General features: G+C 53.9%; 10 protein-coding genes and 3 tRNA genes. 9 read left to right on the plus strand and 4 right to left on the minus strand.

The genetic code is table 11. From position 1 onward, the window contains the following. Window positions 1-23: 23 nt before the first annotated feature. The gene (gene folD, locus TU86_RS07170) at window positions 24-878 is read right to left on the minus strand and encodes a bifunctional methylenetetrahydrofolate dehydrogenase/methenyltetrahydrofolate cyclohydrolase FolD (protein ID WP_048363594.1); all 855 of its coding nucleotides are present in this window, start codon (window positions 876-878) and stop codon (window positions 24-26) included. Window positions 879-1158: 280 nt separating this feature from the next. On the opposite strand from folD, the gene TU86_RS07175 reads away from it, so the two are divergent. The 9 genes from TU86_RS07175 (at window position 1159) to TU86_RS07215 (ending at window position 10413) form a co-directional block, all read left to right on the plus strand. After that, window positions 1159-1235 (plus strand) — tRNA-Arg (locus TU86_RS07175). 41 nt (window positions 1236-1276) lie between these two features. Next, a tRNA-His gene (locus TU86_RS07180) sits at window positions 1277-1352 on the plus strand. A gap of 56 nt (window positions 1353-1408) precedes the next feature. Then, a tRNA-Leu gene (locus TU86_RS07185) sits at window positions 1409-1493 on the plus strand. Window positions 1494-1896: 403 nt separating this feature from the next. After that, on the plus strand, window positions 1897-3207 hold the full coding sequence (gene tig, locus TU86_RS07190; RefSeq protein WP_048363595.1) for a trigger factor: 1311 nt from the start codon (window positions 1897-1899) through the stop codon (window positions 3205-3207). A gap of 91 nt (window positions 3208-3298) precedes the next feature. Further along, a complete protein-coding gene (gene clpP / locus TU86_RS07195; protein ID WP_047276599.1) occupies window positions 3299-3940 on the plus strand; it encodes an ATP-dependent Clp endopeptidase proteolytic subunit ClpP in 642 nt (213 codons plus the stop codon). A gap of 106 nt (window positions 3941-4046) precedes the next feature. After that, complete coding sequence (clpX, locus tag TU86_RS07200) at window positions 4047-5330, plus strand: ATP-dependent Clp protease ATP-binding subunit ClpX (RefSeq protein WP_048363596.1); 1284 nt, start codon at window positions 4047-4049, stop codon at window positions 5328-5330. 163 nt (window positions 5331-5493) lie between these two features. Next, a complete protein-coding gene (gene lon, locus TU86_RS07205; protein ID WP_048363597.1) occupies window positions 5494-7890 on the plus strand; it encodes an endopeptidase La in 2397 nt (798 codons plus the stop codon). A 149-nt stretch (window positions 7891-8039) separates the two neighbouring features. Beyond that, window positions 8040-8312, plus strand: coding sequence for an HU family DNA-binding protein (locus tag TU86_RS07210; RefSeq protein WP_003183171.1), 273 nt, complete (start codon window positions 8040-8042; stop codon window positions 8310-8312). A gap of 229 nt (window positions 8313-8541) precedes the next feature. Beyond that, on the plus strand, window positions 8542-10413 hold the full coding sequence (locus tag TU86_RS07215) for a SurA N-terminal domain-containing protein (RefSeq protein WP_048363598.1): 1872 nt from the start codon (window positions 8542-8544) through the stop codon (window positions 10411-10413). A gap of 349 nt (window positions 10414-10762) precedes the next feature. Here TU86_RS07215 and fabI read toward each other — a convergent pair whose 3' ends face one another. The 3 genes from fabI to TU86_RS07230 are packed head-to-tail and all read right to left on the minus strand — an operon-like array spanning window position 10763 to window position 14208. Further along, window positions 10763-11557 carry an enoyl-ACP reductase FabI gene (fabI, locus tag TU86_RS07220; RefSeq protein WP_003441378.1) on the minus strand — a complete coding sequence of 265 codons (795 nt, stop codon included), beginning with the start codon at window positions 11555-11557 and terminating at the stop codon, window positions 10763-10765. Window positions 11558-11576: 19 nt separating this feature from the next. Beyond that, window positions 11577-13187 carry an ABC transporter ATP-binding protein gene (locus tag TU86_RS07225; protein ID WP_048363599.1) on the minus strand — a complete coding sequence of 537 codons (1611 nt, stop codon included), beginning with the start codon at window positions 13185-13187 and terminating at the stop codon, window positions 11577-11579. A 1-nt stretch (window position 13188) separates the two neighbouring features. Further along, window positions 13189-14208, minus strand: a complete 1020-nt coding sequence (locus TU86_RS07230; protein ID WP_048363600.1) for an ABC transporter permease — start codon at window positions 14206-14208, stop codon at window positions 13189-13191.

The following is a 14208-nucleotide window of genomic DNA, read 5'->3' on the forward strand; positions in this document are numbered from 1 at the left end:
GTTGGCAATGCCGCTTTAGACGCTTAGCCGTGCAGGGTTTCGGCTGCGTAGAGTGTGTTCTCCAGCAGGCAGGCACGGGTCATTGGGCCTACACCGCCTGGAACGGGTGTAATCCAGCCGGCGCGGGGCAGGGCGGTTTCGTACACAACATCGCCTACCAGCTTGCCATCGGCCTGACGATTGATACCTACGTCGATCACGATGGCGCCTTCTTTAATCCACTCACCTTTAACCAGGCCCGGTTTGCCGGCGGCAACCACAACCAGGTCGGCGCGGCCGACGTGGCCGGCCAGGTCTTTAGTGAAGCGGTGGGTGACCGTGACGGTGCAGCCTGCCAGCAGCAACTCCATCGCCATCGGTCGGCCCACAATATTGGAGGCGCCTACAATGACGGCGTCCATCCCGTAGAGATCCTGACCGGTGCTTTCCAGCAAGGTCATGATGCCTTTAGGGGTGCAAGGACGCAGCAGAGGGATGCGTTGTGCAAGGCGGCCGACATTATAGGGGTGGAAGCCGTCGACATCTTTGTCCGGGCGGATGCGTTCCAACAGCTTGGATGCATCCAGGTGCTCAGGTAATGGCAGTTGCAGCAGGATGCCATCGATGTTCGCGTCTTCATTAAGGCGGTCGATCAGATCGGTCAGTGCTTGCTGGGTGGTGTCGCAAGGCAGGTCATAGGCTTGTGAAAGAAAGCCTACCTCTTCGCAGTCTTTACGCTTGTGCGAAACATAAACCTGGGAGGCAGGATCACTGCCTACCAGAATCACTGCCAGACCAGGAGTGCGCAGGCCTTGCTCGTGACGCTCGGCGACACGTTTGGCAATCTGCTGGCGCAGGCTGGCGGCGATCGCTTTGCCGTCGATTAGTTGTGCAGTCATTACGCGTGATTAACCATCGAAAAGGGTGGAAAAAGGGCGTGCATTCTCGCATGCCGTGGCATGAGGGCAAAGGCGCTTGGTCTGCTTATTCCCCTAACCCCTTTATATTTCTAAACTTTTTTCAAAAAAGAGTTGACGACTTCCCGACTCACCTATAACATTCGTCGCACTTGTCGGGCACAGCCTAGCACTGGTTAAGAAGGTAGAGCGAAGTTGATGTCTAGCTTGGTGATACTGAAAGCACTTAGTTTGTAGTCGTCACAGAATACAGATTAATAAGGCGCCCGTAGCTCAGCTGGATAGAGCATCCGCCTTCTAAGCGGATGGTCGCAGGTTCGAGTCCTGCCGGGTGCGCCATTAGGCAGCTTTGGCACAAGTAAGGCAACACAGGCAATATGGTGGGCGTAGCTCAGTTGGTAGAGCACGGGATTGTGACTCCCGTTGTCGAGGGTTCGATCCCCTTCGTCCACCCCATATTTAGAAAGACGCCAGATTAATAGTCTGGCGTCTTTGCTTCAAAAGTTTGAAATGCGGATGTGGTGGAATTGGTAGACACACTGGATTTAGGTTCCAGCGCCGCAAGGTGTGAGAGTTCGAGTCTCTCCGTCCGCACCAAATTTGGTAGTTCATCTACCAGCTGAAAAAAGGCGCAGCACCTGAAAAGGGCTGCGCTTTTTTCGTTCTGGCGATTTAATTTATCGGGTTCGTTATGCGTTCCTGGTTAGCTTTGTACGTGTTGCGTTAATGCGTGCAGCGCATCGTTCGTTTTTTGTAACGGTGTGCTCAGGTGTCTGCTGGGTGAGTGGGTGGCATCTGTTGAGCCTCTAAATTAGGGCTTGAGCGTAAAAAATGTGTACTGAGGTGGTAAGCAAATGATTGTTTGCACCTTATTAATGTGTCTGCTGTTTCTTTGCACGAATGCGGTAGGGTGACTTCTTGAGTTTGACCCACTAGAATGCATGCCCTTGATTATGGGGTCGGAAACGGCCGGCTAACGTCTGTGCAACGAGGAATATCCATGCAAGTTTCTGTTGAAAATACTTCCGCTCTTGAGCGTCGCATGACCATTGGCGTGCCAGCTGAGCGTATTGAGGCTGAAGTCAACAAGCGTCTGCAACAGACTGCCCAAAAGGCCAAGATCCCGGGCTTCCGTCCAGGCAAGGTGCCAATGAGCGTGATCCGTCAGCGTTACGAAGCTGATGCGCGTCAAGAAGCGCTGGGCAACATCATCCAGGCTTCTTTTTATGAAGCAGTGGTTGAGCAAAAGCTGAACCCGGCGGGCCAGCCATCCGTAGAACCTAAAGTGTTCGAAAAAGGCAAGGATCTGGAATACATCGCAACTTTCGAAGTTTTCCCGGAGTTCGAAGTCACGGGTCTGGACACCATCGCTGTTGAGCGCCTGAGCGCTGAAGTGGCTGATGCCGACCTGGACAAAATGCTGGACGTGCTGCGCAAGCAGAACACCCGCTTTGAAGTGACTGAGCGTGCTGCTCAGAACGAAGACCAACTGAATATCGATTTCGTTGGCAAGGTTGATGGTGAAGTATTCGCAGGCGGCTCCGCCAAGGGTACTCAGCTGGTACTGGGTTCGGGCCGCATGATTCCGGGCTTTGAAGATGGCCTGGTCGGCGCCAAAGCAGGCGAAGAGCGCGTTCTGACCCTGACATTCCCTGAGGACTACCAGAACCTGGACCTGGCAGGTAAAACTGCTGAGTTCACGGTGACTGTGAATACTGTTTCGGAGCCAAAACTGCCTGAGTTGAACGAAGAATTCTTCGCTCAGTTCGGTATTAAAGAGACAGGTATTGAAGGCTTCCGCGCCGAAGTTCGTAAGAACATGGAGCGTGAGCTGCGTCAGGCCATCAAGTCCAAGGTCAAAAATCAGGTAATGGAAGGCCTGCTGGCTGCCAACCCGATTGAGGTGCCAAAGGCTCTGATGTCGAGCGAAGTAGACCGCCTGCGCGTTCAGGCAGTCCAGCAGTTCGGCGGTAACATCAAGCCGGATCAACTGCCTGCTGAGCTGTTTGAAGAGCAAGCCAAGCGTCGCGTAGTGCTGGGCCTGATCGTGGCTGAAGTGGTTAAGCAGTTCGACCTCAAGCCCGATGAAGATCGCGTTCGCGAAATGATCCAGGAAATGGCTTCCGCCTATCAGGAGCCAGAGCAGGTTGTAGCTTGGTACTACAAAAACGACCAGCAATTGAACGAAGTTCGTTCGGTTGTGCTGGAAGAGCAAGTTGTGGATACTGTTCTGCAGAAGGCTAAGGTGACCGACAAGTCGGTCTCTTACGAAGAAGCTGTCAAGCCGGTGGAAGCTCCACAAGCCGACTGATTTCGGACTCGTTGGAAAACACTACCATAAGCCAGCCTCGCGCTGGCTTATGCGTATTCAAGACAGAACTATTTGGGAGTGACTGCAGGACATGTCCCGCAATTCTTATATGCAGCAGAACTCTGACATTCAAGCCGCTGGCGGCTTGGTCCCGATGGTTGTTGAGCAGTCCGCCCGTGGCGAGCGCGCCTATGACATCTATTCGCGCCTGTTGAAGGAGCGGATCATCTTCCTGGTAGGCCCTGTAGAAGATTACATGGCGAACCTGGTTGCGGCGCAGTTGCTCTTCCTTGAAGCCGAAAACCCGGACAAGGACATCCATCTTTACATCAACTCTCCTGGCGGCTCGGTAACTGCAGGTATGTCGATCTACGACACCATGCAGTTCATCAAGCCAGACGTGTCGACCATCTGTATTGGTCAAGCGTGCAGCATGGGTGCATTCCTGTTGGCTGGCGGCGCACCAGGCAAGCGTCACTGCTTGCCTAACTCGCGCATGATGATTCACCAGCCATTGGGCGGTTTCCAGGGCCAGGCGTCGGATATCGACATTCACGCCAAGGAAATCCTCAATATCCGTCATCGTTTGAACTCGCTGTTGGCGCATCACACGGGTCAAACACTCGAGACCATCGAGCGTGATACTGAGCGTGACAACTTCATGAGTGCCGAGCGTGCAGCCGAGTATGGCCTGATCGACTCAGTATTCAGCAAGCGTCAAATGCCCGCTTAAGCAGCGCAAATGTGGGTGGTTGGATTAACCGACCACCTGCGGACTTGAAAAAGCCCGCAGTTGCCTTCATCTTGTGTTGCAAGCCTATCGGATTTGGATCGATCGAATGACTGACACCCGCAACGGCGAGGACAACGGCAAATTGCTCTATTGCTCCTTCTGTGGCAAAAGCCAGCATGAAGTGCGCAAATTGATTGCCGGCCCCTCGGTCTTTATCTGCGACGAATGCGTCGACCTGTGCAATGACATCATCCGTGAGGAGGTGCAGGAAGCCCAGGCCGAGAGCAGCGCGCATAAATTACCATCGCCAAAAGAAATCAGCGGCATCCTTGATCAATACGTTATTGGTCAGGAACGTGCCAAAAAGGTTTTGGCTGTAGCGGTATACAACCACTACAAACGCCTCAACCAGCGTGACAAAAAGAACGACGATGTCGAGCTTGGCAAGAGCAACATCCTGCTTATTGGTCCTACCGGTTCGGGTAAAACCCTGCTGGCGGAAACCTTGGCTCGTCTGCTGAATGTGCCTTTCACAATCGCTGACGCAACCACGCTTACTGAAGCGGGTTATGTGGGTGAGGATGTCGAAAACATCATTCAGAAGCTGCTGCAGAAGTGCGATTACGATGTAGAGAAGGCCCAGATGGGCATCGTTTACATCGATGAAATCGACAAGATTTCGCGCAAGTCTGATAACCCTTCAATCACCCGTGACGTTTCCGGTGAAGGTGTACAGCAAGCCTTGTTGAAATTGATTGAAGGCACTGTTGCTTCCGTTCCGCCTCAGGGTGGCCGTAAGCACCCGCAGCAAGAGTTTTTGCAGGTTGATACCCGCAATATTCTCTTTATCTGTGGCGGTGCGTTCTCGGGTCTGGAGAAGGTTGTACAGGCTCGATCGACGCGTGGCGGTATCGGCTTCAGCGCCGAAGTACGCAGCAAGGAAGAGGGCAAGAAGGTTGGCGAATCCCTGCGTGAAGTCGAACCTGACGATTTGGTCAAGTTCGGTCTGATCCCTGAGTTTGTCGGCCGTCTTCCTGTTTTGGCGACGTTGGACGAACTGGATGAGGCTGCGTTGATGCAGATCCTCACTGAGCCGAAGAACGCCTTGACCAAGCAATACGCCAAGCTGTTCGAGATGGAAGGTGTTGATCTCGAGTTCCGGGCTGATGCTTTGAAAGCTGTGGCCAAGCGTGCGCTTGAGCGCAAGACAGGCGCTCGTGGTTTGCGTTCGATTCTTGAAGGCGTCTTGCTCGACACTATGTATGAAATCCCCTCGCAGTCCGAGGTGAGTAAAGTGGTGATCGACGAAAGCGTTATAGAAGGCAAGTCCAAGCCGTTGTTGATTTATGAAAACAACGAAGCGACTGCCAAGGCTGCACCCGACGCGTAATTGTGTAGCTGTTTGTTACATCGTGCGTGTTAACAAAGGGGCCTTAGGGCCCCTTTGTTTTTCCTGCTCTTCAGCGCTTGTTTTTTTTAGAGACAGCCCCCATCTTGGCTTCAAGCTTACTTCCATCTGATTACGGCCTTATGGCCGCCGTAGAGGCGAAATCATGAAGACAACCATCGAATTGCCTCTCCTGCCGTTGCGTGATGTCGTTGTGTATCCGCACATGGTGATCCCACTGTTCGTGGGACGCGAGAAATCGATCGAGGCCCTTGAGGCAGCGATGACGGGCGACAAGCAGATCTTGCTGTTAGCTCAAAAAAACCCTGCTGACGACGACCCGAGTGCTGAATCACTCTATGGTGTGGGTACCATTGCCACCGTTTTGCAACTGCTTAAGCTGCCAGATGGCACCGTCAAGGTGTTGGTTGAAGGCGAGCAGCGCGGTGCAGTCGAGAAATTTGGTCAGGCTGAAGGTTATCTGAGTGCTGAAGTCTCTTTGATTGATGAGACCGCAGCGCCAGAGCGTGAGTCTGAAGTGTTTGTACGCAGCCTGCTTTCTCAATTTGAGCAGTATGTGCAATTGGGCAAAAAGGTCCCGGCTGAGGTGCTGTCCTCGCTTAACAGCATTGATGAGCCAAGCCGCTTGGTCGACACGATGGCGGCCCACATGGCCCTCAAGATCGAGCAGAAGCAAGAAATTCTCGAAATCATCGATTTGCAAACCCGGGTTGAACACGTCCTGGCCCTGCTGGATGCCGAGATTGACCTGCTGCAAGTTGAAAAGCGTATTCGCGGTCGTGTCAAAAAGCAGATGGAGCGCAGCCAGCGTGAGTACTACCTGAATGAGCAGATGAAGGCTATTCAGAAAGAGCTGGGTGATGGTGACGAAGGTCACAATGAAATTGAAGAACTGAAAAAGCGCATTGACGCGGCAGGCCTACCTAAAGATGCAATGACCAAGGCGCTGGCTGAGCTGAACAAGCTCAAGCAAATGTCTCCGATGTCGGCTGAAGCCACGGTTGTGCGGTCTTATATCGACTGGTTGGTTCAGGTGCCGTGGAAGGCGCAGAGCAAGGTTCGCCTTGACCTCAAGCGTGCTGAAGACATCCTGGATGCAGACCATTATGGTCTGGAGGAAGTCAAAGAGCGGATCCTTGAATACCTCGCCGTGCAAAAGCGCGTGAAGAAGATTCGTGGTCCGGTCTTGTGCCTGGTAGGGCCTCCAGGTGTGGGCAAAACGTCTCTTGCTGAGTCGATTGCTCACGCTACAAACCGAAAGTTCGTGCGTATGGCCCTTGGCGGCGTGCGTGACGAAGCAGAAATTCGCGGTCACCGCCGTACTTACATCGGTTCGATGCCCGGTAGATTGATTCAAAAAATGACTAAGGTGGGTGTTCGCAACCCATTGTTCTTGCTCGACGAGATCGACAAGATGGGCAGTGACATGCGTGGCGACCCTGCGTCTGCACTGCTTGAAGTGCTCGACCCTGAGCAGAATCACAGCTTCAACGACCATTACCTGGAGGTCGACTACGACCTTTCCGACGTCATGTTCTTGTGCACCTCCAACTCGATGAATATTCCGCCCGCATTGTTGGACCGGATGGAGGTCATTCGTTTGCCGGGTTACACGGAAGACGAAAAAATCAACATTGCCGTCAAGTACCTCGCGCCCAAGCAAATTGAGGCCAACGGCCTGAAAAAAGGTGAGCTGGCATTTGATAACGAAGCTATTCGCGACATCATTCGTTACTACACACGTGAAGCGGGCGTTAGAGGCCTTGAGCGTCAAATTGCCAAGATCTGCCGCAAGGCAGTGAAAGAGCATGTGATGGAGAAACGCTTCTGCGTTACGGTCACCGCTGACCTTCTTGAGCACTTTTTGGGTGTAAGAAAATTCAGTTATGGACTGGCCGAGCAGCATGACCAGATTGGTCAAGTGACGGGTTTGGCCTGGACTCAGGTCGGTGGCGAATTGCTGACGATTGAAGCGGCGGTTGTGCCGGGTAAAGGGCAATTGATCAAGACGGGTTCGCTCGGTGACGTGATGGTCGAATCGATCACGGCGGCGCTGACGGTCGTTCGCAGTCGTGCCAAAAGCCTTGGTATCCCATTGGATTTCAACGAAAAACGTGACGTTCACATCCATATGCCGGAAGGGGCTACACCCAAGGATGGCCCGAGCGCGGGTGTTGGTATGTGCACGGCGTTGGTCTCCGCACTGACACTGATTCCGGTGCGTGCGGATGTCGCCATGACGGGTGAGATCACCCTGCGTGGTCAGGTATTGGCGATCGGTGGCCTGAAGGAAAAATTATTGGCTGCTCATCGGGGCGGAATTAAGACAGTCATTATTCCAGAAGAAAATGTCCGCGATCTGAAGGAAATTCCTGACAACATCAAACAGGATCTTCAAATCAAACCGGTTAAATGGATTGACGAGGTCCTGCAAATTGCGCTGCAATACGCGCCGGAGCCCTTGCCGGATGTGGCTCCCGAGATTGTTGCCAAGGACGACAAGCGCGAGTCTGACTCTAAGGAAAGAATTAGCACGCATTAATACGGATTCGCCTGATGGGCTTTCTTGACGCTGTTTAGAGCCCTTGTTATAAAGCGGCTCAATAAGTGTCCGTAAGTGCTTCAGCAGTCGTTTTGCTTTTACCAAAAAAACTTTAGAAACATTCTCAGATAGATATAAGGGGACTTAGAGTGAACAAGTCGGAACTGATTGATGCTATCGCTGCATCTGCTGATATCCCGAAAGCTGCTGCTGGCCGTGCGCTGGACGCAGTGATCGAATCCGTCACTGGCGCTCTTAAGGCTGGCGACTCTGTGGTACTGGTTGGCTTTGGTACTTTCTCTGTGACCGATCGTCCTGCTCGTACGGGTCGTAACCCACAGACCGGTAAAACGCTGGAAATTCCTGCTGCTAAAAAACCTGGCTTCAAAGCCGGTAAAGCACTGAAAGAAGCGGTTAACTAAGTTTCTGTAATACCTTTTACCCAACCGGGTCAGGCGCACGCCAGGCTTGGCAGCGGAGCGGTAGTGCAGTTGATGTCAACATCGATCTGTTACGCCGGGGGTCGCGGGTTCGAGCCCGGTCCGCTCCGCCAGTTACGAGAAGGCGCATCCTCGGATGCGCCTTTCTTCTATCCGGACTCTACCCACGCTCCACGGTTGTTCATTAAGTAAGACCGTTTCTGGGGGAAGCATGCTGCAAAATATCAGGGACAATTCACAAGGCTGGATTGCCAAGACCATCATCGGTGTCATCGTCGCGTTAATGGCGTTGACCGGTTTCGATGCCATTTTTCAAGCCACCTCTACCAGCAAGGATGCCGCCAAGGTAAACGGTGAAGAGATCACTCAAACCGAGCTCAGCCAAGCTGTCGACATGCAACGTCGCCAGTTGATGCAGCAGCTAGGCAAAGATTTTGATGCCTCTTTGCTGGACGAGAAGATGCTGCGTGAAGCGGCCCTCAAAGGGTTGATTGATCGCAAGCTGTTGCTCCAGGGTGCTAACCAGGCCAAGTTCTCTTTCTCGGAAGCAGCCTTGGATCAGGTTATTTTGCAAACGCCTGAATTCCAGGTGGATGGCAAATTCAGCCCTGAGCGATTCGATCAAGTGATTCGTCAGCTTGGTTACGGCCGCCTGCAATTTCGCGACATGCTGGCTGAGGAAATGTTGATCGGTCAGGTACGTGCCGGCTTGGCAGGTAGCGGTTTTGTAACCGATGAACAGGTCAACGCGTTCGCCCGTCTTGAAAAACAAACCCGTGATTTCGCTTCGTTGAACATCAAGGCCGATCCGGCTGCGGTGAAATTGACCGATGACGAAGTTAAGGCTTACTACGACGAGCACGCAAAAGAGTTCATGACCCCTGATCAGGTCGTTATCGACTACATCGAATTGAAGAAGTCAGCCTTTTTCGATCAGGTGGCGGTTAAGGACGAAGAGCTGCAAGCGTTGTATCAGAAAGAGATCGCCAATCTGGCCGAGCAGCGTCGTGCTGCGCACATCCTGATTGAGGTCAACGACAAAGTCAGCGATGAGCAAGCCAAGGCCAAGATTGCTGAAATCCAGCAGCGCCTGGATAAAGGCGAAAGCTTCGAGGCGTTAGCCAAAGAGTTCTCTCAAGACCCGGGTTCGGCCGCCAGTGGTGGTGATCTGGGCTTCGCCGGGCCGGGTGTCTACGATCCTGTCTTTGAAACAGCACTGTATGCGCTCAACAAAGATCAAGTATCGCAGCCTGTGCGCACCAGCTTTGGTTATCACCTGATCAAGCTGTTGGACGTTGAAGCGCCCGAGGTTCCAAGCTTTGCCAGTCTCAAAGACAAATTGACGCGTGATCTGAAGACTCAACAGGTTGAGCAGCGTTTTGTCGATGCCAGCAAGCAGCTTGAAGATTCGGCTTTCGAAGCGTCTGATCTTGCCCAGCCTGCTCAAGAGCTGAAGCTTACAGTTCATACGTCTGCGCCATTTGGCCGTGAAGGGGGCGAGGGCGTTGCCGCCAATCGCGCTGTCGTTCAAGCCGCCTTCAGCACCGAAGTCATGGATGAAGGTGCCAACAGCACCGCCATCGAACTCGATCCTGAGACAGTTGTTGTGCTGCGTGTCAAAGAGCATCGCAAGCCAGAGCAGTTGCCGCTGGACGCCGTTGCTTCAAGCATCCGTGCTCAGTTGGTTAAAGAACACGCCAGTGCGGCGGCCAAAACCAAAGCTGAAGACATCATTAAAGGTCTGCGTGATGGCAAGTTGCCGTTGAATGAGCCAATTGATGGTCAGTCTTGGACGGTTGAGGAGGCGGTGGCGCGTAGTCAGGACGGGATTGACCCGGCCGTGCTGCAAGCCGTGTTCCGTATGCCTAAGCCTGCCGCCAAGGACAAGCCGGCGTTTGGCAGTGTGACCTTGGCCGATGGCAGTGTGGTTGTGTTGCGTTTGAACGGTGTCAACGATGCCGCCAAGCCGACTGAAGAGGAAAAAGCGTCTTATCGTCGCTTCCTCGCTTCGCGTGCAGGCCAGCAAGACTTTGCTGCGTATCGCAAGCAGTTGGAAAACGAAGCGAAGGTCGAGCGCTACTAAGCGTTGGATCACGCGCTTCACTAAAAATGGCCGCTCAATGAGCGGCCATTTTTTATGGCAGCGAAGGCATGTCGGTGCTACGTCCACAGGCGTAGCGGTCGTAAAATCATTCAGGTTGGTGTGTCAAGCGCACCGCCGTCATCGGGTTTACGACTGCTTCGCAATCGAACTACCCATGCGGCAACGCCAACACCAACACCGATAATCAAATGGCCTGTGATCAATACCATTTAATACCGCGTGTCATACGCGCCGTTGTGATCGGTGCAAAAAACCACTTGTCCCCTGCAACGAAAAACGCCCGGCGCATCACTGCGTCGGGCGTTTTTAATGGAGCGCCAGCGAAGGTTTATTCCTCGAGGCTGCCCATTGCGGTGGTGTTGAAGCCGCCGTCTACGTACATGATTTCGCCGCTGATGCCCGACGCCAGGTCGGAGCACAAGAAGGCGCCAGCATTGCCGACTTCGTCGATGGTGACGTTACGACGCAGCGGCGTTTGCGCTTCGTTAGCCGCCAGCATTTTACGGAAGTTCTTGATGCCCGAAGCAGCCAAGGTGCGGATCGGACCGGCTGACACGCAGTTAACACGGGTGCCTTCCGGGCCCAGGCTACCCGCCAGGTAACGTACGCCCGCTTCAAGGCTGGCCTTTGCCATACCCATCACGTTGTAGTTAGGCATAGTGCGCTCAGCGCCCAGGTAGGACAGGGTCAGCAGGCTGCCATTGCGGCCTTTCATCATCGGGCGACCGGCTTTGGCCAGGGCCACGAAGCTGTAGGCGCTGATGTCGTGAGCAATGCGGAAGCCCTCACGGGTGGTGGCGTCGGTGAAGTCGCCATCCAGTTGGTCGCCCGGTGCGAAACCTACGGAGTGAACGATGCAGTCCAGGCCGTCCCACTTCTTGCTCAAGTCTTCGAAGACCTTGGCGATTTCTTCATCGCTGGCAACGTCACAAGGGAAGCACAACTCAGGGTTGGAACCCCAACCTGCTGCGAACTCTTCAACGCGGCCTTTAAGCTTTTCGTTCTGATAAGTGAAAGCAAGTTCAGCGCCTTCACGGTGCATGGCGGCAGCAATGCCAGAAGCGATGGACAATTTGCTAGCGACACCGACGATCAGGACGCGCTTACCGGCGAGAAAACCCATGTGTTGTTCCTCTATCAGATTAATCGACAGCCACTGGTGCCAAAAAGGCAGCTTCCAGTAGCTGTTGTGTATATGCATGTTGCGGTGAGGCAAAAATACGTTGCGCATCACCTTGTTCGACCACTTGGCCTTGCTTGACCACCATCAATTGGTGGCTCAGCGCTTTGACTACCGCCAGATCATGGCTGATAAACAAATACGTCAGGTTGTACTTGGCTTGCAGCGAGCGCAAGAGCTCGACGACCTGGCGTTGTACGGTTCTGTCCAACGCAGAGGTTGGCTCGTCCAGCAGAATCAACGCTGGCTTTAACACTAATGCGCGGGCAATGGCGATTCTCTGCCGTTGACCACCTGAAAACTCGTGAGGGTAACGGTGCCGGGTTTCCGGATCCAGACCTACTTCACGCAATGCTTCAATAATTGCTGATTCCTGCTCTTGCGCGGTGCCCATTTGGTGAATACGCAATCCCTCACCCACAATCTCGCTGACGCTCATGCGTGGGCTGAGGCTGCCAAACGGGTCTTGAAACACCACCTGCATTTGCCGTCGTAACGGCCTGACTTCTTTTTGCGACAAGCAGTTTAGCTGTTTGTCTTCGAAACGAATCGCGCCCTGGCTTGCAATCAGTCGCAAGATGGCCAGACCCAAGGTCGATTTGCCTGATCCGCTTTCCCCCACAATGCCCAGCGTTTGACCGCGGGGCAGGCTGAAGTTAATGCCGTCGACCGCTTTTACGTAATCAACGGTTTTGCGCAACAGTCCTTTCTTGATCGGGAACCACACTTTCAGGTTCTCGACTTCCAGCAATGGCGGGCCCGCAACGGTATCGGCCGGGCCGCCACGGGGTTCTGCACTGAGCAGTTCCCGGGTATAGGGATGCTGTGGCGAACGGAACAGCTGTTCACACGATGCTTGTTCGACGATGCAACCGCGCTGCATGACACATACTCTGTGCGCAATTCGTCGAACCAGGTTCAAATCGTGACTGATCAGTAACAGCGACATGCCCAGCCGTGCCTGCAAATCCTTGAGCAAATCAAGAATTTTGAGCTGCACGGTGACGTCCAGCGCCGTGGTGGGTTCGTCCGCAATCAACAGCTCGGGTTCATTCGCCAGGGCCATGGCAATCATTACACGTTGTCTCTGGCCGCCGGAGAGCTCGTGTGGCAAGGCTTTGAGGCGTTTGCGCGGCTCAGGGATGCCCACCAGCTCCAACAGCTCCAGCGTGCGCTCAGTGGCGGCCTTGCCTGACAGCCCTTTGTGGATGCCGAGCACTTCGTTGATTTGTTTTTCAATGCTGTGCAGGGGGTTGAGCGAGGTCATGGGTTCTTGAAAAATCATGGCAATTCGATTGCCGCGAATATGGCGCAGTTTTTTTTCGTCCAGGCTCAATAAGTCCTGCCCGGCATACTGAATGCTACCGCCGGGATGGCGAGCGATGGGGTAGGGCAGCAGTCTCAGGATGGAGTGGGCAGTGACTGACTTGCCTGATCCGCTTTCGCCTACAAGCGCCAGTGTTTCGCCACGCTTGATATCAAAGCTGATGTTTTGCACCACGCGTTGTGGCTGCTCACCGGCTACAAACTCCACGGAAAGATCGCGCACTTCTATCAGATTGTCCTGCGTCATCTCATTTCCTCGGGTCGAAAGCATCGCGAGCGGACTCACCGATAAACACCAACAAACTGAGCATGATTGCCAGCACCGCAAAGGCGCTGATACCCAGCCACGGCGCTTGCAAGTTGGATTTGCCCTGTGCGACCAGTTCGCCCAGAGACGGCGCGCCCGGCGGAAGGCCGAAGCCTAAAAAGTCCAGTGCGGTCAGAGTGCCAATGGCACCGGTCAAAATGAACGGCATGAACGTCATGGTCGATACCATCGCGTTGGGCAAAATATGCCGATACATGATGGCCATGTCTTGCATGCCCAAGGCACGGGCGGCGCGTACGTATTCCAGGTTACGCCCGCGCAGGAATTCGGCCCGCACCACGTCAACCAGGCTCATCCACGAAAACAACAGCATGATGCCCAGCAGCCACCAGAAGTTGGGTTGCACAAAACTGGCAAGAATAATCAGCAGGTACAAGACAGGTAAGCCCGACCAGATTTCCAGAAATCGCTGACCTGCCAGGTCTACCCAGCCGCCATAGAACCCCTGAAGCGCCCCGGCAATCACGCCGATAATCGAACTCAAAATAGTCAGGGTCAGTGCAAACAGTACGGAGATGCGAAAACCATAAATCACACGGGCCAACACATCCCGACCCTGATCGTCGGTGCCGAGCCAGTTTTCAGCGGATGGCGGTGCGGGGGCAGGGACTTTCAAGTCGTAGTTGATGCTCTGATAGCTATAGGGGATTGGTGGCCACAGCACCCAGGCATCTTTCTTGGCCAGCAGTTCGCGGATGTAGGGGCTTTTGTAGTTCGCTTCCAGTGGGAACTCGCCGCCAAAGTCAGTCTCTGGGTAGCGTTTGAGAGCCGGGAAATACAGTTCGCCGTCGTAGCTGATCACCAGCGGTTTGTCGTTGGCAATTAACTCGGCCCCCAGGCTCAGCCCGAAGAGCACCAAAAAGATCCACAGTGACCACCAGCCGCGTTTATTGGCTTTAAAGCGGGCGAAGCGTCGTCGATTGAGGGGCGATAACTTCAT

The organism is Pseudomonas weihenstephanensis (assembly GCF_001043055.1).
In the GTDB taxonomy this organism is placed as follows: domain Bacteria; phylum Pseudomonadota; class Gammaproteobacteria; order Pseudomonadales; family Pseudomonadaceae; genus Aquipseudomonas; species Aquipseudomonas weihenstephanensis.